Annotated in this window: 17 protein-coding genes; all 17 read left to right on the top strand. The window is 52.4% G+C overall.

Annotated elements, in window-relative coordinates:
• The first annotated feature begins 147 nt into the window (after positions 1–147).
• The 17 genes from MKZ15_RS01300 to MKZ15_RS01380 all read left to right on the top strand — a co-directional run bounded on the left by MKZ15_RS01300 (position 148) and on the right by MKZ15_RS01380 (position 23,479).
• Positions 148–729, top strand: coding sequence for a TetR/AcrR family transcriptional regulator (locus tag MKZ15_RS01300; protein WP_339819191.1), 582 nt, complete (start codon positions 148–150; stop codon positions 727–729).
• Between the two features lie 89 nt (positions 730–818).
• Positions 819–1,583 carry an SDR family oxidoreductase gene (locus MKZ15_RS01305; RefSeq protein WP_339819194.1) on the top strand — a complete coding sequence of 255 codons (765 nt, stop codon included), beginning with the start codon at positions 819–821 and terminating at the stop codon, positions 1,581–1,583.
• A gap of 155 nt (positions 1,584–1,738) precedes the next feature.
• On the top strand, positions 1,739–2,980 hold the full coding sequence (locus MKZ15_RS01310; RefSeq protein ID WP_339819196.1) for a histidine kinase: 1,242 nt from the start codon (positions 1,739–1,741) through the stop codon (positions 2,978–2,980).
• Complete coding sequence (locus tag MKZ15_RS01315) at positions 2,952–3,542, top strand: response regulator transcription factor (RefSeq protein WP_339819198.1); 591 nt, start codon at positions 2,952–2,954, stop codon at positions 3,540–3,542. The genes MKZ15_RS01310 and MKZ15_RS01315 overlap by 29 nt, the downstream gene beginning before the upstream one ends.
• A gap of 103 nt (positions 3,543–3,645) precedes the next feature.
• A complete protein-coding gene (locus tag MKZ15_RS01320) occupies positions 3,646–8,409 on the top strand; it encodes a leucine-rich repeat protein (protein ID WP_339819201.1) in 4,764 nt (1,587 codons plus the stop codon).
• Between the two features lie 3 nt (positions 8,410–8,412).
• Complete coding sequence (locus MKZ15_RS01325) at positions 8,413–8,886, top strand: SRPBCC family protein (protein WP_155606987.1); 474 nt, start codon at positions 8,413–8,415, stop codon at positions 8,884–8,886.
• A gap of 226 nt (positions 8,887–9,112) precedes the next feature.
• Positions 9,113–9,790: a phosphatase PAP2 family protein gene (locus MKZ15_RS01330; protein WP_339819204.1), complete on the top strand. Its 678-nt coding sequence runs from the start codon at positions 9,113–9,115 to the stop codon at positions 9,788–9,790.
• Between the two features lie 114 nt (positions 9,791–9,904).
• Positions 9,905–10,486 carry a TetR/AcrR family transcriptional regulator gene (locus MKZ15_RS01335; RefSeq protein ID WP_339819206.1) on the top strand — a complete coding sequence of 194 codons (582 nt, stop codon included), beginning with the start codon at positions 9,905–9,907 and terminating at the stop codon, positions 10,484–10,486.
• A 2-nt stretch (positions 10,487–10,488) separates the two neighbouring features.
• On the top strand, positions 10,489–11,232 hold the full coding sequence (locus MKZ15_RS01340; protein WP_339819208.1) for a CPBP family intramembrane glutamic endopeptidase: 744 nt from the start codon (positions 10,489–10,491) through the stop codon (positions 11,230–11,232).
• A gap of 141 nt (positions 11,233–11,373) precedes the next feature.
• Positions 11,374–11,793 carry a DUF1259 domain-containing protein gene (locus tag MKZ15_RS01345; RefSeq protein WP_155606990.1) on the top strand — a complete coding sequence of 140 codons (420 nt, stop codon included), beginning with the start codon at positions 11,374–11,376 and terminating at the stop codon, positions 11,791–11,793.
• Between the two features lie 43 nt (positions 11,794–11,836).
• Positions 11,837–12,268, top strand: a complete 432-nt coding sequence (locus tag MKZ15_RS01350) for a DUF1259 domain-containing protein (RefSeq protein ID WP_193417230.1) — start codon at positions 11,837–11,839, stop codon at positions 12,266–12,268.
• Positions 12,269–12,448: 180 nt separating this feature from the next.
• The gene (locus MKZ15_RS01355; RefSeq protein ID WP_339819211.1) at positions 12,449–13,231 is read left to right on the top strand and encodes a sensor domain-containing protein; all 783 of its coding nucleotides are present in this window, start codon (positions 12,449–12,451) and stop codon (positions 13,229–13,231) included.
• A gap of 172 nt (positions 13,232–13,403) precedes the next feature.
• Complete coding sequence (locus MKZ15_RS01360) at positions 13,404–14,600, top strand: hypothetical protein (protein ID WP_339819214.1); 1,197 nt, start codon at positions 13,404–13,406, stop codon at positions 14,598–14,600.
• Between the two features lie 193 nt (positions 14,601–14,793).
• On the top strand, positions 14,794–18,984 hold the full coding sequence (locus tag MKZ15_RS01365) for an S-layer homology domain-containing protein (protein ID WP_339819217.1): 4,191 nt from the start codon (positions 14,794–14,796) through the stop codon (positions 18,982–18,984).
• A 200-nt stretch (positions 18,985–19,184) separates the two neighbouring features.
• A complete protein-coding gene (locus tag MKZ15_RS01370) occupies positions 19,185–21,452 on the top strand; it encodes a GH92 family glycosyl hydrolase (protein WP_339819219.1) in 2,268 nt (755 codons plus the stop codon).
• Between the two features lie 27 nt (positions 21,453–21,479).
• On the top strand, positions 21,480–22,871 hold the full coding sequence (locus MKZ15_RS01375; protein WP_339819222.1) for a glycoside hydrolase family 32 protein: 1,392 nt from the start codon (positions 21,480–21,482) through the stop codon (positions 22,869–22,871).
• Positions 22,872–22,999: 128 nt separating this feature from the next.
• Complete coding sequence (locus tag MKZ15_RS01380) at positions 23,000–23,479, top strand: carboxymuconolactone decarboxylase family protein (RefSeq protein ID WP_339819224.1); 480 nt, start codon at positions 23,000–23,002, stop codon at positions 23,477–23,479.

Here is a 23,479-nt window from a genome sequence, read left to right on the forward strand (position 1 = left end):
ACTTTATAGCTTTCACTGATTACACTGTCTGTGCTAATCTTATCTAAGCAATTTAGGTCTTACAACCAATAAATGAGCGCATTCGTGGCTTATCCAACACACGCCTCGTTTTGTTGTTTTTATCCTGATAGAGAGGAGAAGCCTGACATGCTCACGAACCCCGACGATCCCCGTGTAAAAAGAACGCGTCAGCTCCTGATGCAAGCTTTTATGGAATTGCTGGAGCAGAAGAAGAATGTCTCTTCGATTACCATACAAGAGATTACGGCCTACGCGACGGTAAATCGCTCGACGTTTTATGCGCATTTTGAAGACAAATTTACGTTTCTGGAGAGCTGGATGAGGGAGAAATTCCTGGAGAAGCTGGAGGATGAGCTGCCGAATTCGGCCTTATCCGATATCGGGAGTCTGCGGATGCTGATTCTCATCGTGTTCGACTTTCTCTTCTGTACGCGTCCGTATATGTCTTTGGCGGATCGTCAGTATGAGACCCTGTTTGAGCTCGTGATGCAAAAAGAACTCTATGACCTCTTATTTGCCTGGTTAAGCGAACAAGCGGAACCCTCCGTTTCGCGCAAGACGGTGGAGGCGACCGCCCGGATCGCAAGCTGGGGCATCTTTGGATCGGCCATGGAGTGGAGCAGGCATCCCCAGCAGAGTTCGGCGGAAGACACGGTGAAAGACGTTCTAGTGGTCGTTGCCGCAGGTTTAGCCCCCGTCACCGGATAATAGAAGAGCAGCATTTCGAAATCCCCCTCATGTTATAACTTTAGTGAAACCGAAGGGTTCGCTGAAAAATATTTGAGGGAGATGAGGACATGAGCAAGTTGACGGGTAAGGCCGCATTGGTAACCGGCGCAAGCCGCGGGATCGGGCGTGCCATCGCATTGCGATTGGCTGCAGAAGGGGCCTTAGTCGCAGTTCACTACGCTAGGAATCACGGCGCTGCGGAAGATACGGTTCGTGAAATCGAGCAGCAAGGGGGTTCTGCGTTTGCGATCGGTTCCGAGCTGGGATCTGAGCAAGGCGTGCAGAACCTTTATGAGAGATTGGATGATGCATTAAAGGAACGGACGGGGGAGCCTCACTTTGATATTTTAGTAAACAATGCAGGGCTTCCCCTTACCACATCGATTGAGGAGACCACCGAACCGAGCTTCGATGAAGTGATCGCCATCAATCTGAAAGCCCCATTCTTTGTGACGAAAAAAGCGCTGCCGCGTATTCGCGAGGGCGGCCGGATCATCAACCTCTCGTCGGCCACGACCCGAATCTCGCTTCCGGCGGTTACCGCCTATAACATGACCAAGGGAGCCGTGAACGCGCTGACTCTCTCCCTATCGAATCAGCTCGGCCCCCGCGGGATTACGGTTAATGCCATCCTGCCCGGATTCGTAGCCACGGACATGAACGCGGCCATGCTGGAACATCCGGAGAGCCGGAAGTTTGGTGCCGAATTTTCGATTTTTGGAAGATGGGGGGAGCCGGAAGATGTGGCAGATATCGCTGCTTTCCTCGCTTCCTCTGACAGCCGGTGGGTCACGGGGCAGTTGATCGATGCCAGCGGGGGATCCCATTTGTAATCTACGAAAAATCAGCCCTCAAATCATTAAGATGACTTGAGGGCTGAATGATGTTTTCATGCCTTCGGCATCCAACACCCCTGTTAGACAAAACAGCCAGAGATTACTTACAATAGGCTTAATAGAATCGATGGGAAGGATACAGGGCGGCTGTGATGAATATCCTTGAAGACTTATTGTTGCAGGTAGCGTTCGTCGTTACGTTAATTTTCGCTTTCCAATTATTTTATTCGATCGGCTTCGGAAGATTTAAGTATTTCAGGCTGACGCAGGCGCTTCTATTCGGAGTCGCGCTTGTGTTATGCATGACCTTTCCCGTCCACGTTACCGATCAATTATCCATCGACATCCGTATCGTTCCGTTGCTTCTGGGGGCGTTCTACGGTGGGGTCGAGACGACGCTGTTTCTATCCTTGCTTATTCTGCTCTACCGCTCCTACCTTGGGATGGATGGCGGATTCTATGCGACGACGTTGGCCGTATTTATGTGCATCCCGATCTTCCTATTTTTCCAGTCCCGATTCCTGCAAGCGAATAAGAACCAAAGGCTGTTGATCGCGACAGGTCTAACAGTTAGCTATTGCATTTGCAGTTTTCTTTCAATGGCCCTCTTTATTGGCTTATTCGATACGTTCTTGAGCTCTATACTTCTATACACCCTGGTTATGGTGGCCGTCGTGCTGGTCTTCGTTGCGTTGAATGAGACGGTGAAGGAGACGATCGTGAAAAATCAACAGCGGCTGGCGGAAGCCAAAGATGCAGAGATCGCTTTTTTACGTTCGCAGATTCAGCCACATTTTCTAAACAACGCCCTGAATTCGATAGCCGTTCTCTGCGTAGAAGACCCCCCACAGGCGAAACAGCTTACGCTGGACCTCTCTCAATATCTCAGATCCGGGCTTAACTTCAAGCAAATGGACACGTTCACGACATTGGAGAACGAGTTGGAATTGACCCAGGCTTACGTCAACATTGAAAAAGCACGATTCGGCGACCGGTTGGCTATCGAGTACGAAATCGAGGCTGATTCGAATCGCCTCATTCCTCCGCTCATCTTGCAGCCCTTGGTCGAGAATGCGATCAAGCACGGTTTGATGTCTAGCGTAAGAGGCGGCATGGTCAAAATCTCGGTTCGGGAAGTGGACGGGAAGCTTCGGTTCAGCGTCGAAGATAACGGATGCGGAATGAGCGAGGCGAAGCGGCAAGAAGTGCTTGGTTCGGATTCGGGGCGCAGAGGAATCGGGCTGAGAAACATAGCACGACGAATCAAGCTGCTATACGATGCAAGCTTGCAAGTCAAAAGTGCGGTTGGAGTCGGAACGAAGGTGTTCTTCGAGCTCCCCTATCCGTCAGACAGGAGGAAGTTGGATGATAAGAGCGATGATCGTAGACGATGAAGCTTTGTCGGTGCGAGGGCTACAGCATCTGCTTGCCGAATATGAGGACCTCGAAGTATGCGGCACGTTTCTGACTCCGCGCGAAGCTTATGAGTATGTGCGAGCCAACCCCATTCAAGTGGCTTTCCTCGATATCTCCATGCCGGAAGTGGACGGGATGTCGTTGTCCCGATTATTGCTGGAGCAGGATCCTTGCCTATCCGTCATCTTCGTCACGGGCTTTGACGATTATGCGGTACAAGCGTTCGAAGTGAACGCTTTAGACTACTTAATGAAGCCGGTGACGAAACAACGATTTGCCCGAACGTGGGAGAAGATCAGGGAGAAATATCGAGAGGAGGCTTCCGAGGAGGAGCCGGCCTCAACCGGCTTGCTGACCGGACAGGAGACGCGAATCGTCCAATATATGGCGGAAGGGTTATCCAACCGACAAATTGCGGAGTCGCTGCACATCACTTCGGAAACGGTGAAGTCTCACTTGAAGAACGTCTTTCGGAAGCTGGACGTCAATAACCGCGTGAAGGCGCTGCAGCGCGCCAAAGAGTTGAAGATTATTTCATAGCCGACAGGCACTCCATCCAATCCCCCCCATTCGGGGGATTTTTTAATAGGATTGATTATTCTACATTAATAGACAATGGATCAATCTTAATTGGAGGAGAATTATGCGCCGAATTTTTACCTTGTTCATGTTGTGCGTGATGCTTGGAGGTAACTTGTCCCTGCCGACGGCTCACGCAGAGGAAATTCAGGACAACGATTTTACTTATGTGGTGCAATCGGATGACACGGTCACGATTACGGGTTACACAGGAACAAGCACAGAGGTCGTCATTCCGAGCGAGATCGAAGGCAAGGCGGTCACCGTTATCGGAAGTAGCGCATTGTCCAACGCTGGACTTGCCAGCGTTACGATCCCGATCGGCATTACAAGAATCGAGAGCTTCGCCTTTTACCGCAATCAGCTTACAGACCTCACGATTCCGGATGGCGTTACGTACATTGGCAACAATGCCTTCGAGTCCAACCAATTATCCCACGCCGCGATCCCGCTGAGCGTTGCGGAGATTTACGATTATGCCTTCAAAGACAATCGCTTGACCACGATCGAGATTCCCGGCGTAACGTACCTCGGTAAAGGGGCTTTTCAAAAAAACCTTCTACAAAGCGTTACGCTTGAAAACTTAACCTTCCTGGGTGCCTATGCCTTCGAGAACAATCAGTTGGAAAGCCTAACGCTTCCCGGCAGCCTGAATTCCATCGGAATGGGCGCATTCCAGCATAATCGTCTGGCCAGCGTTGCCCTTCCGGAAGGACTGACTCGAATTGAGGATTATGCCTTCGCCAACAATCAATTAACGACGCTTCAAATCCCCAAATCGGTAATCGCCATCCACGTCAATGCCTTCGAGAGCAATCAATTGGGCAATGTTGCGATCCCACCGAATGTCGATTTGGGCAGCGGGGATATGTATCCCGTATTCGGTCTGAATCCGAATGTTGCGATCTATGTTCCGCTCGCCGGCGACGTATCGGTTCAAAACCATGCTAGCAAATACGGTCTCCAGATCATCCCTTGCAAATATGGGATTACCTATGACGGGAACGGCAGCACAGGGGGCACACCTCCCTCATCGACGCCTTATGTGTGCTATAAACAGTTTGCGGTCCCGGATCAAGGTTCGTTAACGAAGGACGGTTATACCTTCAAAGGATGGAATACGATGCCGGATGGAAGCGGGACGAGTTACTTCGGCGGCAACTATCCGATTATTTATGGCTTTCCGTACGGGAACTTGACCTTGTATGCCAACTGGGAGACGAGTACCTATCAAGTAACGTTCGATACGAGAGGGGGAACGTCCGTCGCATCCCAAACGGTTGCCTACGGAGAACAAGCAACTGAACCTCCGGTGCCGACGAGGGCGGAATATGCCTTTGACGGATGGTATCAGGACATCGGATACTCGCAGCCATGGGACTTCGCCCAGGATAACGTCTTCGTAGATATAACGTTGTATGCGAAATGGAAGTGGAACGGATCGGCAGCGATCGCTTCACTAGAGCTGGCGGCAGATAACGTGAATGTGACGGGCGGCGATACCCTGACGGTAACCGGCGTGGTGAGAGACGAGAACGACTCGCCTGTTGCGAACGCCGTCGTGAATCTGAATAGCACGAGGGGCATATGGAAGCTCACGGAGGGCAGCGACGTGTCTGTGACAACGGATGCGAGCGGCAGTTTTACCGCGGAATGGACGGCTCCTTGGGTCACGGATCCTGAATCCGTAACCATCACGGCGAGCGTAGACGGTACGACCGACGTGATGGACAACCGGACGCTTCAGGTCGTCCCATCGGAGAAATCCAATGCCCGGTTAAGCGGCTTGTCGCTAGATTCCATGACGCTCAGTCCGGAATTCTCGGGCGACACGTACAATTACACCGTTGCGGACGTCAGCCATGTCGTCACGAGTATCGGCGTGACGGCAAGCACAGCCAGCGATCTGTCCACGCTGAGCATTAACCATATGCCTGCCGCCAGCGGTTCAGCCGTCCGGGTACCGTTGCAAGCCGGGTTGAACTTGATCCCGATCGTCGTCACCGCGGGGGACGGACTCCACACGCAGACGTATACGCTGCATGTCCGCAGAGCCGATACGATGACCAGCGGAGATTATACCTACCGTCTGAAAGACGACGGCAGCGGGATTGTGATTACGAGGTACAAAGGAACGGATTCGAATGTGGTCATTCCCGAGACGATCGACGGCTATGTCGTGATGGAGATCGGAGAGGGTGCTTTTGCGAACGAGGAGCTGACGGCGGTGATGCTGCCGGATGGCTTAACTTCCGTAAACAGCCGTGCTTTCGAGAATAATCGGTTAACTTCGATTACGATCCCAAGCGGCGTTACCCAGGTGGATGATTATGCGTTCTATAACAATCTTCTGGAGAATGTAATGTTCGCCGAAGACGGTCTGCAAGAGATTGGGTTCGGCGCGTTCTCCGAGAATCGGTTGTCTTCCATCATTCTGCCGGGGACGACAACTTACTTGGATACGAATGCCTTTAATAATAACAGGCTCACTCAAGTGATCCTGCCTGCGACCTTGAGGCTGGGGGACGAAGTGTTCGGAGGGACGCAAAATGGAGTCAAGCTCATCTTCCCGGCCGTTGGCGACCGAGACATGGTCAATTATGCGACTTCAAACGGGTTCCCTTATGAAACGAGCGATGTCCGCGTCGAATATGACGGCAACGGGCAAACCGAAGGGGAAGCGCCGGTCGACAATACGCATTACAGTTATTATTCATCGATGGTGATTCAGCCGGGTGGGAGCTTAAAGAGAACGGGATTTACTTTTCAAGGATGGAATACGGGGAACGATGGAAGCGGAAATTTCCATGAGGCGGGTAAAAGCTATAAATTCAAGCTCGTACGCGGAATTGTGAAGCTCTATGCCGTATGGGAACCTGCGCCTGTGCAATATTCCGTTTCGTATGAGACAAACGGGGGAACGGCCATTCCTGCGACGACCGCCAGCGAGGGGGCTAATCTAACTGAGCCGCCGACGCCGGGCAAGGATGGGTATCGATTTGCCGGTTGGTACAAGGACCCGAGCTATGCGACACCATGGAACTTCGAACAGGATACGGTTGCCGGGGACATGACCTTATACGCCAAGTGGGAGAACAAGCAGCTCGCGATCCAGCTGTTCGCGTTCAGCAATGTGGTGTCAAGCGGCGAGGAAATCCGGGTTTCCGGTACGGTTGTGGATGAAGACGATACGCCTCAAGCGAACCTCTCCGTTCACTTGAGCAGCCCGAACGGAGGCAAGTGGATCCTGACGGAGACCGACATGGCAACGGTGGTAACCGATGAAAACGGCACTTTCGAAACCATTTGGAAAGCTCCGCAGGTAACCGAGACAACCATAGTCGAGCTATCGGCGATCCTTGATGGATCGAGTGCGGAACTGGCAACGGTATCGATTCGGGTTAAGCCGATGTCTGGCTCAAATCCAAGCTCGGATGCCAACTTAGCGGGCTTGACGCTGAGCGTCGGTGATCTAACGCCTCAGTTCCAAGCGGAGGTTACCAGCTATACTGCCGAGGTCGGACATGCGACGAGCAGCGTCACGATCGTGCCTGAAGTATCTGATCTGGCGGCGACCATAACCGTCAACGGGAATATAGTTGAGTCCGGTCATCCTATAGAGGTCCACCTGAATGTGGGCTCCAACCCCGTAACGCTATTCGTAATAGCGGATAATGGAACGACCAAAGCTTATCGGGTTACGATCACGAGGGCTTCGGAACCGGTGGTCACGATCCCGGTTGCCAGCATTACGGTGACAAGCGTCACCTCCTCCGTTTATGAAGGTGGCACGCTGCAAATGACCGCCCGCGTGAATCCGGACGATGCCACGAACAAGCAGGTATCGTGGTCAATCCAAGGCGGTACCGGTAAGGCGGTCATTGATGAGAATGGATTGCTGAAGGCGGAACATGCCGGCACCGTGACGGTTCAGGCGGCGGCTCAGGATGGCTCCGGGGTCATCGGAAGCCAAGAAGTCACGATCTACAAGCGTCAATCTGGCGGCGGGGATACCCCGACAACGCCAACGGGTCCGTCAACGCCGCCGGGCCCGGCAACACCAACGAACCCGACAACACCGACAGCACCGGCAACACCGACGAGACCAACGACGCCGACGGACCCGACAACGCAGCCGCCAGAGAAGCCTGCGGTACTCCATGTCGTTCCCGGCCGACCTCCGATCGACGTGAATGACGCGGTAGCGATCCATACGATGCTGGAGTTTCTGACCGCCAAATTCAACGATCCTCGCCATGCGAATGTTCCCGTCTTTCCGGATACGGAAGACCACTGGGCAGCGGATAGCATCCGCTTGTTCGCAAGACTCGGGATTGTTCAAGGATACGGCGACGGGGCTTTCAAGCCGGATGCCATCATCACGCGAGGAGAATTCGCTTCGATGCTCGTAAGGCTGTTCCCGCTTGCCCAAGGCACCGCAGCAACGCCTGGCTTTACCGATATTGAGAACAGCTGGGCGAGGGATGCAGTACTTATACTGGCCAGTAACGGCATCATCAAGGGCTACGAGGACGGCATGTTCCATGCCGATCGAAACATCACGCGCGCCGAGATGATTGCGATCCTCGCCAGGATTGTCAATTTGGCGGAGGTGAAGCAGGAGAAGACGGTGAATCTGCAGGATATTGAACCTACGTGGGCCAAGGATCAGATTCGGCTAGCCGCGAATGCTGGCATTATCAATGGCCGGAGCGAGAATGCATTCGGCCCGAATCAGAGCGCTACCCGGGCCGAAGTGTTGACCGTCCTCTTGCGAGCGATCTCGTTAAGTCCTGAAATCGAACAACTGTTGGAGGGGATGAACTAAGCCATGGCTGCGAACGAATATTACATGCCGACCCACTGGCGGGTAAAGGGGAACATCTGGGAAATCTATGAGATTTGCTCCGACTTCTTGGACTATCAACGCTGGTGGCCCGAAGTGTACTTGAAGATTCAAACGGGAGGTACCGACAAGGAGACGGGCAACGAGGTCTATGAAATTCTCTCCAGAGGCAAGTTGCCCTACAAGCTTCGTTGGAGGTCATGCAAGACGGCGGAACAAGCGCCGCATTCTATCGCCTTAAAGTCTTCGGGCGACTTGGTCGGTCACGGGACATGGCGGTTCGAGCAGGATGGGGAATACGTGAACGTACAGTTTGATTGGTACGTGAACGCCGAGAAGCCTTTACTCAAACTGTTCTCGCCAATCCTGAAACCGCTCTTCACCTCGAATCATTTTTGGGCGATGAACCGAGGAAGAGAGAGTCTGGAGAAGGAGCTGATTCGGAGGCGCGAAGCTTGATCTGCCAGATTGCAAAATAGAAAGCAGAACTTTCTCTACTTTCCAAGGTGACTATTGGCTAAGATCACGAATACGATTCCGAAATACCCTTGAACGCATATCGTTCAAGGGTATTTTTCCTAAAAATGCACAGATTAAGGTGGTTGGGGGGGCGACCATCTCAGGAACGGTCAACAATTCAAAGGGCAGCAAAAAGGAGCCCAGTAAAAGAGGAGTCTGTTTAAAAGTGAATTTAAAGTTACAGCTAACCCGCGCCTTTTTTATAAGCCTTCTGAGCGCTTTAGGATTTGGAATCGTAGCCCTGCTGGTATCCGATCAAAAGATAAACCAATTTGACAGCGTAATTACTTCTTTGGTTCAAGGACGAGAAGCACCTGCACTTACGAATATCATGAGATTCTTTACCTTTATCGGCGGAGAAATTCCCGTCGTCGTTCTTACAATAATTGTTCTGTTTTTTCTATATCAAGTTTTACATCACCGTAGAGAGTTGATTTTATTTGCATCTGTGGTCGTCGGTTCAGCTCTTTTAAACGAAACATTAAAGGTTATCTTTCATCGTGCCCGTCCCACATTACATCGAATTGTAAATGCAAACGGGTTTAGTTTTCCCAGCGGACACTCTATGGCTGCTTTTAGTTTGTATGGAATTCTCGCCTATTTACTCTGGCGCCATATATCAACACCCGTTGGCCGTGGATTGTTAATCATAATTAGCATCATGATGATCACCGCAATTGGAGTCAGCCGTATCTATTTAGGCGTACATTATCCAAGTGATGTTCTTGGTGGATTCTTAGCAAGCGGCAGCTGGTTAACGGTTTCCATTTGGTTTTATCAGAGGTATCTGGAAAAAAGGAAACTGAAGGTTTCAGCTGAAAAAACGAGGGAGATAAGGAAATGAGGGTGTTGACGGGAGGGCCCGCAAACCGAAAAAATATCATTGACATAGGGCTGAATATAAAATAACATACGTAATATAACAATTGTTATTTAACGGAAACAAGGAGGAAACCATATGCCCCCGAAACCGAAGGTGACGCGGGAGATCGTATTGGATGCGGCGCTGGAGCTGTTGCGTGAAGAGGGAATGGATGCCGTCAATGCGCGAAACGTCGCGAAGAAGCTGGGCACTTCCACGCAGCCGATTTTTAGCCACTTTGCTTCGATGGAAGAATTAAGGGAAGCGATATCCGCCTATGCGGAGCATCTCTACAACACGGCGATGCTGGAGGCGATGCAGGGCGGCGGGAACGGCTTTCTGGAGATGGGTCTCGCGTATATCCGGTTTGCACGGACGGAAAAAAAGCTATTCCAGCTTCTGTTTATGTCGAACCGGCTGCAGCAGGAGAAGGTGACCGAGATTGCCGGCTCCACCGAAGGCGACGAACAGGTGATTGCGATGATCGGGAGCATGACCGGACTTTCGCCCGATTTAGCGCGGAGGTTATATGCCGGGATCTGGTATACGACCCACGGAATTGCTTCTTTGGTCGCCACGAATAGCAGCACGATGGACGACGGGGAGGCACGAGACGTGTTAGGCAGCATATTTAAAGGCTTGCTGGTTGTACTCAAAAAAAAAGGCGAGGAGCTTTAACCATGTCCGAGAAATTCATCACCAAACATCCTTATCTTGCCGCTGTCATCGCGGCACTGATCTGCACCTTCCTGACCGCTGTCGGCTCCGCGGCGGCTCAAGTTACCGAATTAGCGGAAGTTCCGGCGTACCTCGTCATGACAGCGTCCGTGGTTTTATCCATCTTGGTGGGCCTGTGGTTGTTGCGCCGTTCCCGGATTTCGGCTGAAGAGATCGGCTTTCGCCGCCCTGCCTCGGGTAGCGTACGCTCCATTTGGTTAGGCGTGCCGTTGTTGCTGTTGGAGGTCATTCCGCTCGTCGCCTACGGTCCCGACGCGTATACCCGTCCGGGGGCCGAATACGCCGTGCTTGCTCTGTTCACCATTATGGTAGGCTTCAACGAGGAGCTTTATTTTCGAGGATTGTCCTTTTCCTTCCTATCCCGATTAACCCGTAAACAGGCCGTGATCGGCTCGTCCGTTGTCTTTGGCGTGCTGCATGCCGCCAACGCCCTGAGCGGAACCAATCCGGTCGAGGTGTTGCTACAGATTGTCTTTGCATTTCTTGTTGGTCTTGTACTGGCACTCATCATCAGTATTACCCGCAGCCTTTGGATTGGCATCGTGTGGCATGCGGTCCATAACTTCCTTTCCTTCAGCACGGAGATGGTCTTCGACCAAACGGCTTTGGTGGTAGTTTCGGCCCAGGTACTGATTTTGTTGATCTTCACGGTTGGGTTATGGAAACGCGGAACGGCAGCAGCCTGACGCGAACTAAGGCGATGCTAATTACGGTTTATCAAGCACCTTTTTGGGTGCTTTTTTTATTTGTTCAGCAAGAGTAAATGTCTATGCATATGATTTCTTTCTGACATAGGATGTCTTGATATTGATATAAGGAGGATGTCTATGGCGGCACATGGGAAGGTAAGTCCTCAATTCAGAAGACTGTGTAACCAATTCGGCAAAATCTTGGGCGGCGAATCCGAGATCGAAGAAGGTCCGGTCTGTTTTGTTACGCGGATGACGAATCTGCGCGAGTCGATCTTGAGAAGAAGAACGCGGTCTCCTTTGGTTCAGATGCAAATGTTTTCGTTTGAATCGCTGGATAAGTCGGGGCGCGCGCTTTGTCTGGGGGAGACGGCCTTGCATCAGAATCAGGTCAACCGCTTGATCACGAACCTCCGGAAGCGGGGGATCAAAGTGACAGCCGTTCATAACCACTGGCTGAAGGAAAACCCACGGTTGATGTATATCCACTGGGAGGCGGTCTCGGATCCTATTGAATTTGCTAGAAAAACCAAAGCTTCAATTGCCTTTTTGGGTTAGTCCGGCTTTGTTTCGTGATTTGATTATCGGATGAATGGAAAGGATGAATGCAATGGCGGCACAAGTGAAGGCAAGTCCTCGTTTTCGAAGACTGTGTAACGAGTTTTCTAGCATTTTAGGTGGAACGGAGCATGAAATCACCAAAGGGCCCGTTTGTTTTGTCAGCCGAAATCGAAGAATTAATGCTGCAATATTGGGGAGAAAAACGACTTCCCCGTTGATCCGTTATCAACTGTTCTCGTTTGAGTCATTGGATCGCTCAGGTCGTGCCCTTTGTTTGGGGGAAACGGCTCTCTTCCAAAGCCAGGTTAATCGGTTGTTAACCAATTTGCGCAAAAACGGGATTAAAGTAACGGCGGTTCACAATCACTGGCTCTTTGATAGTCCGCGGCTGATGTATGTTCACTGGGAATCCATTGATGATCCGATTGATTTTGCCAAAAAAGTAAAGCGCTCTATCGCATTCTTGGGCTAATTGCACGGCGGCGGATGGTGGATTTCAGTTCCACGGTTCGCCTCTTTTATTTTCGAATCGCCCTAGCCTAAAGTCTAGCTTCCAAACACCACCTAAGACGGTTATATCGCGCCAATACGGTAGTTATAATGGGTTTATAAACTTTGCGCGTGACTGATGAAGGTAAAGGAGTGTTTGAAAGTGAAAGCAGTAGAAGCGACGAATGTGGCGAAAGTGGGGAAGGTGAATTGGGCGCTGTTTAATCCCAAGACCTATGCAACGATGCTCTATCTCTTGCTCTCTCTCCCGTTGGGGATCATCTATTTGACGTTAGCGATTACGGGGCTGGCCCTTTCCATTGCGTTGACTCCGGTGTTTATCGGGATCCCGATGTTTTTTGGAATGGCCAAGCTGTTGAATGGGATTGTGAGCTTTGAGCAAAGTCTGATTCGGCATATTTTAAGGTTGCCGGTTCCGCCCGCGGCAGTTCCAAACTACGCACAAGCAGAGGCTGGACAGAATTGGTTTATGCGTATGGTGAAGGGGTTTGACGGGGAGTTGTTCTTCCGAAATCTGATGCTCGTGATCCTTCGTTTCATCACCGGCATCGTCTTCTTTGCGGTGATGGTTACGGCCCTTGCCCTAGGGATCGGCTTTATTGCCCTTCCCGTCGTGCATATCATTCTGATGAATGAAATGAAGCTGGATATTTTGGAAAACACCCTATTCACGTATTTCCATATCGATTGGACCTATAATCAGCAGTATCTGCTCTCCGAAGGCATTGGCCTGGTGTTGTTCTGGGTCGCGCTTCGCGTCGTGAATGGATTGATGCAGGTTCAACGCAGAATCATGTATGTGGACGAGGCTTATCTGCAGCCGACGCCAGAGCCGGCTCCAACTCAAATCCATGCGCCTGTTCAGCCGCAATATGAGGAGTTCCTGGACGAGCAACCTGGGCAAGAGAAGTTGTGGCTGGCTTAGATATGGTTTGGATATCCCCTTGATACACAAGAAGAGTTATCGGATCACTTCCGATAACTCTTCTTTGTTTATTAATCATCGGCCATTCCCAGACCGTCGTTATCATATAAGGAATATGGATAATGTGGTAGAAGAAGGGGGAAAATACTCAAAGAAAATGGGGGGCTAAATAATGACAAGAGAAAACTATCAGAACAATTTTAATGAAGAAACTTTTGTTGTCGATTGGATGGCTGTTGCAGGATGGATTGCAGCAGGAATTGTTAGCAAATTGGCCGGAGATACGATTGGAGTAGAATTAGAAAAACTACTTGGCATTGAATCATCTACTGATCAATTAATACGAAGTTCAGTTGATGAAATCTGCCAACGGATTGATCAAATCGTAAATCAACAATTTATTGAGGAATGGTCTGCCGATCTTGAAGCCGTTAGAAAAGACATTCTAATGTATTTACCCAAGCAAGATACGGATATGATCAAACAACTTGAAGGAAAGGTTCATATTTTGGCGGAGCGTTTTATCATGGAGGGCACTAAAACTTTAGGACCTTTCATGATCTCTGCAAGTATGGATTTAGTATGTCTAAGATATCTATCGAGCACCAATGGAGCTTTTGTTCAAGACTTGACGAGTCGTGCAAAGGAATACGCAGATTGGGCGGAGGCAAAATCAACGGAGATTATAGAATTGGCAAAAACCTTTGTCTCTTCATCCTGTAGCAGCGGTAGAGGCTTGCCCGTAGGAGATATGGACCCTCAAAATTATGCCTATTACACTTCACAGTGGGGCAAAAAAAAACATAGATGGAGTGGATCTGAGAATTTATCTGTCTATAAGGGAAGATGTGAAGAGAATCGACTGAATCATTACAATAATACTGTGGTTCCGGCCCTGGAAAGACATAACCAGATCATCGATTGTGTTAAATTGTGGAGAAGTATACCCGCAAATACATCGATTGTATTTAGAGATGTGGAAAATTTACTTCAATATAGATGCAAAAACCATTCTTTGGAAAGTGGTGTAATTGTCCAAGGGAATGATCGAGACGGACAGTACAGCAATCCGAGTATCCACTATGATTTAATGAATTTGCCAGAAAATACAACGATCCATTTTTATTCAAAAACTCGGGCAGATAAAGAGATAAATAGAATTGGTGAAATTGTGATATGGGAACTTGGTTCTGAAAATGTTCCTGTTAGTTCAGGTCAATTTAAGGTGTCGATCGATTGGAACGTAAATAAAGTTGTCGCCATAAAGAAAGAACCAAACTCGAACATTAGATGCGAGATCTATTGGCATGATAATGAGGAAGTAAACACAATTGTAGATGTCCAGGAAACGAGAATTGAAATTATTTAGACCCTGGATGTTCCGACAGGGTTCTGGCATTCGTGAAAAAGCATGCAGAGCCCTTTTTTGCTATATAGGAGCGTTCATCCCCACCTTCTATAACCGAATCTATAACCGCGGTTAGATTCGATGACCGATGAGATCTTTTATAATTTTAGAATGATTATCATTCGGTGAAAGAGAGAAGGAAGGGTTGAACGGAATGAAGCGTTTTTTCATAGGGTTGATGGTACTGTCGTTGGTGTTGGGTGTCCCGCCAATGTCCGTCTTTGCGGATTCGGAAGGATTGGCGATGGCGGGAAGCGGGACGGCGGGGGATCCCTTTATCGTCACGACGCTGGATCAGCTTGATGAAGTACGGGGCAACTTGACGGCCCACTATCGGCTTGGCGCGGATATCGATGCGTCGGCGACGGCGGGTTGGGACGGCGGAGCGGGCTGGATGCCGATTGGGGAAAGAGGCAGCGGGGACAGCTCCAAGCAGTTCACGGGGATGTTAGACGGGGCAGGTCATGTGATCCGTAACCTGACGATCAATCGGCCGTCTCAGGATGGGGTGGGGCTGTTTGGAATGATTGGCACGGGAGGTATGGTTCGAGATCTAGGGATGGAGGGCGGTACCATCACGGGCGGCACCTCTACCGGCGCACTGGCAGGGAACAATAACGGGACGATCGAGCAGTCCCATGCCGGGGTCGATGTATGGGGATCTGGAGTGGTTGGGGGGCTGGTTGGTTACGAATACGGCCAGATTCTCACCTCGTACGCTACGGGGAATGTCAGCGGAACGAATAATGTCGGAGGATTGGTAGGACGCAGCGATGGAACGGTAACGGAATCGTATGCGACCGGTCATGTGGAAGGAAATGACACGGTTGGCGGACTTATCGGGCTGAAGGAAGGGGGGGAGTTAAGTCGATCCTATTTTGCCGGCACGGTTCATGGAAGTGGTAATTACATAGGCGGTTTGGCGGGGTATCTATCCGGTGGAATCTTAAGCACATCCTATAACATCGGGTCTGTCAGCGGAGACAAAATCGTTGGCGGACTGGTCGGCATGGCGGTAGATGGCTATATTGGTAAGTCCCATGCCTCCGGTCAGGTTACTGCTCCCGCAGGTGATGTCGGCGGTGTGCTTGGTTCCAATAACGGCACCTTTATGGAAGGTAACTACTGGGATGAAGAGACTTCAGGGCAGGCGGACGGGTGCGGCTACTTTAATGATGCTTACGAGAAGGTTTCTTGTGACGCGACAAGCCTAACAACCGCACAAGCGCTGAGCCAGGCGAGCTACACCGGGTTGGATTTCACGGCGGACTGGTTCATGATGGAAGGTTCAACGCGGCCTTTCCTTCGGGCGGAATGGTCACAGGTTGTCGGTAACGCCCATCAACTACAATTGATGGCGATGGATCTGACGGCGGATTATACGCTGGTAAGCGATATGGATTTCGGCACGGTGTTCACGGACGATAGCCGGGCCGATATGTGGGCCACGAGCAACGAGGATGGGGCGGGCTTCGCGCCGATTGGCGATGCGACGCTCGGCCCCTTCACCGGGCAGCTCGATGGCCAAGGGCATGCGGTTCGCGGCTTATTCATCAACCGCCCGGGAACCGTCCAGGTCGGGTTGATTGGGAGTCTCGGCGTTGGAGGCCGCGTGCACGGCATTGGGGTAGAGGGCGGCCGCATCAACGGAGGATACTCCAGCGGCGGCTTAATTGGGGATATGAGCGGGGGGACCGTCGAGTTGTCCTATTCGACAGCCAGCGTAAGTGGCATTGAGAAAGTCGGGGGCCTGGTGGGGAATATGTATCCCGGCGTCATCACGAAATCGTTCGCGGGAGGCGATGTCTCCGGCTGGATGGTGGTTGGCGGCCTGGTGGGCCGTGCCGATCTGGGGAGTTTAATTGAAGATGCTTATGCCACCGGTTCCGTTGCGGGGAGCTCCGAAACCGGCGGTCTGATCGGACGACATGTCGGAACGGTCAACCGGGCTTATGCCGCAGGGAATGTCCCAGGCTCCGGTTCCGAAATCGGAGGGTTGGTAGGCCGGGATTTCAGCCCGACTTCCAGCGTCACCGCGGGATATTATGATGCTGCAACAACGGGCCACGGAGGCGGGAAGCCGACTGCAGCGATGAAGAGCAAATCCACGTTCGAGACGTGGGATTTTAATGGGACCTGGACGATCGAGGAAGGGAAGTCGTATCCGGCCTTGCAAGGCATTGCCGCGAATCTCGGCATTGACACCGCTCCCCCGGCGATCGTGAACCTACGAGTCGAAGCTCCAAATCACCTCGTGGTGACTTTGGATGAAGAGGTAAATCTGCTTGCAACGGGAGGGTTTTTCGTATCCGCAGACGGTGTTGGAATTGGGGTTCTTGATACCGTAAAAACCGGAGCGAAAACCTTAGAGTTGACGGTCGGCGAGGAGCTGCATAGCGGACAGGACATCCAGCTGTCCTATGACGCGAATGTGGGAAGTGTCTCCGATCTGGCGGGTCATCCGCTGCTCAGTGTGGCAGATCAACCTTGGCCGCCGGAGATTACGATTACGATGACCACGTCAAATGGGGACGAATATCTAGACGGAACGTGGACAAACGAGCCTGTGACGGTGAGCGCCTCGGTTGATGGCGATCCGGCGGACGTCACGGAATTCGTTTATTCATTGGATGGCGGGGATACCTGGACGGCGTACTCTTCAAGCCTTGAGCTTCGGGATGACGGCGTATATGTCCTCGATTTCAAGGCGGCGGATCAGGCGGGGATGGAAACGACGACACGCGCCACGGTGAAAATCAGCGCCAGCGGGCTGACCTTGACCCCGGAGATGGTTCAAGCGGATGGCAGCCCTTACGGGGATGGCGACTGGACGAACCAGAGCGTTACCGTCAGTGTGTACGCTGCGGGGGGATTCGGCGAGATCGTTTCCTTTACCTATACGATGGATGGCGGGTCGCCGCAAGCGTATGCGAACGGGACGCCGATCGAAATCACCGGGGATGGGGATCATCGAGTTGTTTTCGAAGCGGAGGATGAAGCTGGACATCGTCTGTCCGAAGAGATGAAGGTGAGGATCGATCAAACGCCTCCTACTATCGATTTCTCCCCGAACGGGCGGGAAGTCGCGGAGGGTTCGGCTTCAACCCGGACGACGGTAGGGGATACCGGAAGCGGAGTCGATGCTTCATCGCTCCAATATGTATGGACAACGGATCCCGCTTCGCCAACGGATGGCTGGGTACCGTTCGTTAGTGGCGCTAATTTGACGAAGAGCGGAGCGGACGGCGATTGGTACCTGCATGTGAGAGCGGCAGATCAGATGGGGAACGAGAAGACGGCAACGTCCCAGCGGTTCCGGCTGATCCAGAGAAGCAGTAACCCGGCGCCATCGCCGGGCGGCAATACGTCCTCTACTAACAGCGGAGCGCCATCGTTGCCGAACAACGTATATCCGATCGGGCCTGCTGGCGGCACAGCAAAGTTCACTGGTGGGGAAATCCAGTTTCCGGCAGGTGCGATGGATCGCCCGTTCCAGGTGACGATCGAAGAGATCACGGATACGAGTGCCCTGCCGTTGTCCGAGCAGGAACGTCTAGTTAGCCGGGTATTTGATTTTAAGAAGAATGTGCCGGGAAAATTCCTTGTTCCTGTGACCATCCAACTGCGCCTGAACGCCGACGTGAAGCAGGAGGATGGCAAACAGATCCTGCTAGTTTGGCTGAACGAGGAGACGGGGGAATGGGTTGCGTTGAACAATCTGCTCGTTGACTACGAAAACGGCACCGTCAGCGGCACAACCGATCATTTTACGAAATTTGCGGCCCTCTCCCGAACGGTTGAGATCCAAGAGCCAGCGGTCGTACTGACGGATATCCAAGGCCACTACGCTGAGGAAACGATCCGGCATCTTACGGAGAGCGGGATCGTCAGCGGGTATCCGGACGGCACCTTCCGGCCGAACCGTCCGATTACGCGGGCAGAGTTCGTTTCGATCTTGAACTCGGCGATGGCATGGAAAGCGGCGGGGGATAAAACGTTTGCCGACACGGAGAAGCATTGGGCACGGTCGGCAATCTCCATCGCCTACGCCAACGGGGTCATCCGGGGGATTGACGACACACTCTTTGCACCGGACCAGCCGATTACGAGGGAGCAGATGGCCGTGATAGCGGCAAACGCCTTGCATTTAGAGAAGCCGAAGAGCGTTCTGTCCTTCGCGGACGGGGAACGGATCTCGAGTTGGGCGAAGGATGCCGTCCAAGCCGTGACGGAGCAGGGGATCTTCTCCGGATATCCGGACCGCACCATACGCCCCCAAGACCAGGCAACCCGGGCGGAGGCGGTGATGGTCATTGGTAGAATGATAAAAATGATAGAAGGATAACCCACACTTGTCGATTCTCCTTAGATTCCCAGCCTTCATGCAATTTCAAAAGCGAGCGACCTGCAAAGGTCGCTTTTCTGTTTTTAAGAGGGGGAAGCCCTAAGTGAAATCGTTATCTACGCTAAAATTTGTGTACTATATGTTATGATGAATATATTATATATAATTGAAATGGGATTATCATTTTGGGAGGGATGAACTTGAAGAACATAACCGCTCGTGCGGATCGGGATTGGGCTTCCTACGTCAATACCAATATCGGGACGTTGTCCTACAAAACGTGGTCCACGTCGCCAACCGTGCAGCTTCCCCATGGGATGATGGAGATCGATCCGGTCACCACGCCGGGTATCGGAGACAAGTATTTGGCGGACAAAAATTTCGGATTCTCCTTCGGACCAGCATCGGTGACGGTTTCCGGCAGCCCTTTGTCCGATCGCCCGGAAGCACATGCCTCTATCTTCGATCATGATTTGGAGGAGGCCCGGCCCTATAAGTATCGCGTCTTCCTGGAGGATCATGAGATCGACGCCGAGATGACAGCGGCTCAGCGCAGCGCCTATTTTCGTTTCTATACCACTGGGCCGGTCCATGTCATCCTCGATGGCGGCGATTCTACGCAATTTCACAAGAACGAGGGTCGCGTGATCGAAGGGGAGCGTGCCCGTAAAGGATATGTTTGCTATTTTAGCTTGGAAATGAGAGAGGCAACGTCGTCATTTGGTTTTATCGAAAACAGCCCCAAAGCCTACTTAGCCTACGGATCGCCGAAGGGGGAAGCTACGATCGAGTTGAAGGTAGGCATCTCCTACATCAGTCTGGAGCAAGCCCGTAAGAACCGACAGCAAGAGCTGCCGGACTGGGATTTCGACGCTGCCGTTTCCCGGGCCCGCGAGGCTTGGAACCGCGCGCTTTCCGCGATCGAGGTGGAAGGCGGGACGGAGGAAGAACGGACGATTTTCTATACGGCGATGTACCGTACGCTGCAACGGATGCGGAATATTACGGAAGACGGACAGTATTACAGTGGCTTCGACGGACGCGTTCACAAGGCGGAGGGACGGGATTTTTACACGCATGACCAGCTTTGGGATACGTATCGTTGCGCCCGCCCGTTGCAAAGCCTCATCGAACCACGCGTGTTTGAGGATATGGTGTACTCGTTGGTCAGAATGTACGAACAGGGCGGGTTGTTGCCGAAACTTCCCCATCCGGGGGGGGATCATGCGGTCATGATCGGCCATCATGCCGCTTCGCTTATTGCCGATGCTTGTGCCAAGGGACTGGATGATATCCAGGTTGAGAAGGCCTATGAAGGCATGCTTAAGGATGCGACGGAAATGTCGCTGATTCCCTGGCGGACGGTGCCGGCTACGGAATTGGACCGGGTGTACCACGAACAAGGCTGGTTCCCGGCACTCCCCGTAAGGGAGGATGCGAAGGTCGCGGATCCGGACGAGTGGAGAAAACGACTCTGGGACCTCGTCATGGAGAAGATGCCGAATCAGATTACCTGGGTCCCCGATGTGGGCGTTGACGAATGGGTGCCGGAGGTCGATCCCTGGCACCGCCGGCAATCCGTATCCGTTACGCTGGAGAGAGCTTACGACGACTGGTGCGTCGCCCAAGTGGCCCGTAAGCTGGGGCGGGAAGCGGAAGCCGAGCGTTTCCTTCAACGCGCGGGTAACTACCGCCATTTGTTCCGCCCTGATTTCGGACTGATGGCTCCCAAGACGGCGGAAGGGGAATGGGTTGAGCCGTTTGATCCGAAGCTGTCCGGCGGATTTGCCGGGGAGGGGTATTTTGCCGAAGTGAACAGTTGGATCTATACCTTCCATGTGCAGCACGATGTGGAGGGATTAATCCGGCTGATGGGCGGGAGAGAGGCTTTCGTCCAAAAGCTCGACGCGTTGTTTACGGAGCAGTACACGATGGAGAAACCTTGGTTTCTCGGGCAATTCCCTGATATGTCGGGACTGATCGGAATGTATGCCCACGGCAACGAACCCAGCTTTCATATCCCGTACTTATTCAATTACGCGGGGGCTCCTTGGAAAACGCAGCGGCGCGTACGCGATATCCAACACCTAATGTACAACGCCGGGCCAGCCGGTCTGTGCGGGGACGATGACATCGGTTCGCTATCGTCCTGGTACGTATTCAGCGCGATGGGTTTCTATCCGGTGTGCCCGGGGCGGCCTGTTTATGATATCGGCAGCCCGATCTTCGAGAAGACGACGCTCCGTGTCGGGGAGAGTCAAACGTTTGTCATCGAAGCGCGTCAGGTCTCCAAGGCGAACAAGTACATCCAATCCGCCGTTTTGAACGGGCAACCGCATTCGCGGCCTTGGCTTACCCATCAGGACTTGATGAGCGGAGGACAGCTTGTGTTAGAGATGGGGCCGCGGCCGAACAAGGCATGGGGAAGCTCCCCGGAGGATGCCCCGCCTTCGATGACTTCGCGTTAGGATCCCGGTGAAATGGAGGAATGTGACATGACCCTAGGCAAGCCTATTTATCATTTTACCCCTCCTGCGAATTGGATGAACGATCCGAACGGGCTTGTTTATCGCGAAGGTCAATATCATTTGTTCTATCAATACAACCCGCATGGGGATCAGTGGGGGACGATCCACTGGGGGCATGCGGTGAGCACGGATCTGGTGCATTGGCAACACCTACCCATCGCGTTGGCGCCTTCCACCGAACTTGGCGAGGTGCATTGTTACTCCGGCTGTGCGGTGATCGATGATCAAGGCGTGCCGACCCTGTTCTATACCAGCGTAGGCGAAGGCGAGCGGAATGCCGAGACCGGCGCGGAGCAATGGATGGCCACCAGCCCCGATGGTCTGATGACTTGGGTAAAGTCCGAGGTAAATCCAGTTTTAACCTCGGATGCCCACGACAAGGATCTGATCGTAAGGGACTGGAGGGACCCTTATGTCTGGAAAGAGGGAGACCGCTGGCTGATGGTGCTGGGAGGAAGCGTGGAAGGCAAAGGCTGCGCGTTATTGTACGAGTCGGCGAACCTGCAGGAGTGGACCTTCTTGCATCTCCTGCATACGGGGGAGGAAAACCTGTGGGAATGCCCGAACGCCTTCCGCCTGCAAGACAAAATGGTTCTGATCTACTCGCCAAGCGACAAGGTGAAGTATCTTGTGGGATCCATGGGGGACGATCTCCGGTTTATGAAAGAGCAGGAGGGCTTCGTGGATCATGGCGGCTGGGAAGGGTACTATGCACCGCAATCTATGCTTGCTCCGGACGGCCGGCGTATTCTGTGGGGATGGCTCCCCGACAACGCCCGCGGAGAGATGACGGAGATCCAGGGATGGTCAGGGGTGCAGTCGATCCCGAGAACCGTGGAGCTCCGCCCAGACAAGAACACGCTGATCTTCAAACCGGTTGCGGAGCTTCAGGTGTTGAGGGAGAACCCATTTGAGCTTCCGAAGACGGTCTGGACGCAAGGCCATCATAAGCTAGAGACAAAAGGTAAAGCCGTCGAGATCATCGTTGAGTATGAGCTGGCCGGTTCTGAGGCGTTGTTTGGATTTGAAGTATTCCGTTCGCCGGAAGGAGAGGAGCAAACTACCCTGAAGTTCGATGTAGTCGGAGGACGGATCGTACTGGACCGTTCCCGATCCAGTCAAGCGGCGGGCGTTCATACTTGGGAACTCGCGGCCCTTTACGATATGCAGCAGCACAAACAACTTCGAGTTCACCTCTTCATCGACCACTCCATTGTTGAAGTGTTCGTCAATGAAGAACTTTGCTTGACGGGCCGAGTGTATCCTCTGCGCAAGGATAGTGAGGGGATTCGGTTATTTGTACAGGGACCAAGCGTGGCGATGAGTTCCCTTTGCGCATGGAATTTACGCGGGATTTAGTGAAGACTTGGCAGCTGACGAGAAGCTCTCGGCTCAGCTGCTTTTTTTCTGATGTTGATGTTGTCACAGAATGAATCGCCTCGTCGTTATATTTTCGTGCTTGATCAAAAATGGGAGGTAGATGAACAATGACACAACGCATCAATTACATGCAACAATCCCCGGAATTTTTCAACCGATTAATGGAACTCAGCGGGGCTGAGAAGGGAAGCTCCATTGAGGAGGAGATTCGCCACCTCGTTCACATCCGAGCCTCGCAACTCAATGGATGCGGATTTTGCTTCGATATGCACGTGAAGGAGGCGAAAATCCACGGCGAAAGCGAGCTGCGCCTGTACCACATTTCGATTTGGCGGGAATCAACGCTGTTTAGCCCCCGCGAACGGGCGGCCCTGGCCTGGACCGAGATTCTGACCCATTTGCCGGAGCATGGCGTGCCGGATGAGATATATAATCGGGTTCGCGAGCAATTTTCCGAAAAAGAGATTTCCGATCTCACGTTCTCGATCATGACGATCAATGCCTGGAACCGGGTTAACGTTGCCTTCAAGACCGTACCGGGTTCTGCCGACGCCGCCTTCGGATTGACGAAAGCCGGACTGAGCTAA

This window comes from Paenibacillus sp. FSL R7-0216 (genome assembly GCF_037969915.1).
Taxonomy (GTDB): Bacteria; Bacillota; Bacilli; order Paenibacillales; family Paenibacillaceae; genus Fontibacillus; species Fontibacillus rhizolycopersici.

What these genes read in the sequence shown, in the direction of transcription:
- MKZ15_RS01345 (WP_155606990.1), top strand. Translation starts at nt 11,374, where the DNA reads ATGGCGGCACATGGGAAGGTAAGTCCTCAATTCAGAAGACTGTGTAAC.
- MKZ15_RS01360 (WP_339819214.1), top strand. Translation starts at nt 13,404, where the DNA reads ATGACAAGAGAAAACTATCAGAACAATTTTAATGAAGAAACTTTTGTT.
- MKZ15_RS01340 (WP_339819208.1), top strand. Translation starts at nt 10,489, where the DNA reads ATGTCCGAGAAATTCATCACCAAACATCCTTATCTTGCCGCTGTCATC.
- MKZ15_RS01315 (WP_339819198.1), top strand. Translation starts at nt 2,952, where the DNA reads ATGATAAGAGCGATGATCGTAGACGATGAAGCTTTGTCGGTGCGAGGG.
- MKZ15_RS01365 (WP_339819217.1), top strand. Translation starts at nt 14,794, where the DNA reads ATGAAGCGTTTTTTCATAGGGTTGATGGTACTGTCGTTGGTGTTGGGT.
- MKZ15_RS01375 (WP_339819222.1), top strand. Translation starts at nt 21,480, where the DNA reads ATGACCCTAGGCAAGCCTATTTATCATTTTACCCCTCCTGCGAATTGG.
- MKZ15_RS01335 (WP_339819206.1), top strand. Translation starts at nt 9,905, where the DNA reads ATGCCCCCGAAACCGAAGGTGACGCGGGAGATCGTATTGGATGCGGCG.
- MKZ15_RS01350 (WP_193417230.1), top strand. Translation starts at nt 11,837, where the DNA reads ATGAATGCAATGGCGGCACAAGTGAAGGCAAGTCCTCGTTTTCGAAGA.
- MKZ15_RS01310 (WP_339819196.1), top strand. Translation starts at nt 1,739, where the DNA reads ATGAATATCCTTGAAGACTTATTGTTGCAGGTAGCGTTCGTCGTTACG.
- MKZ15_RS01380 (WP_339819224.1), top strand. Translation starts at nt 23,000, where the DNA reads ATGACACAACGCATCAATTACATGCAACAATCCCCGGAATTTTTCAAC.
- MKZ15_RS01320 (WP_339819201.1), top strand. Translation starts at nt 3,646, where the DNA reads ATGCGCCGAATTTTTACCTTGTTCATGTTGTGCGTGATGCTTGGAGGT.
- MKZ15_RS01325 (WP_155606987.1), top strand. Translation starts at nt 8,413, where the DNA reads ATGGCTGCGAACGAATATTACATGCCGACCCACTGGCGGGTAAAGGGG.
- MKZ15_RS01305 (WP_339819194.1), top strand. Translation starts at nt 819, where the DNA reads ATGAGCAAGTTGACGGGTAAGGCCGCATTGGTAACCGGCGCAAGCCGC.
- MKZ15_RS01300 (WP_339819191.1), top strand. Translation starts at nt 148, where the DNA reads ATGCTCACGAACCCCGACGATCCCCGTGTAAAAAGAACGCGTCAGCTC.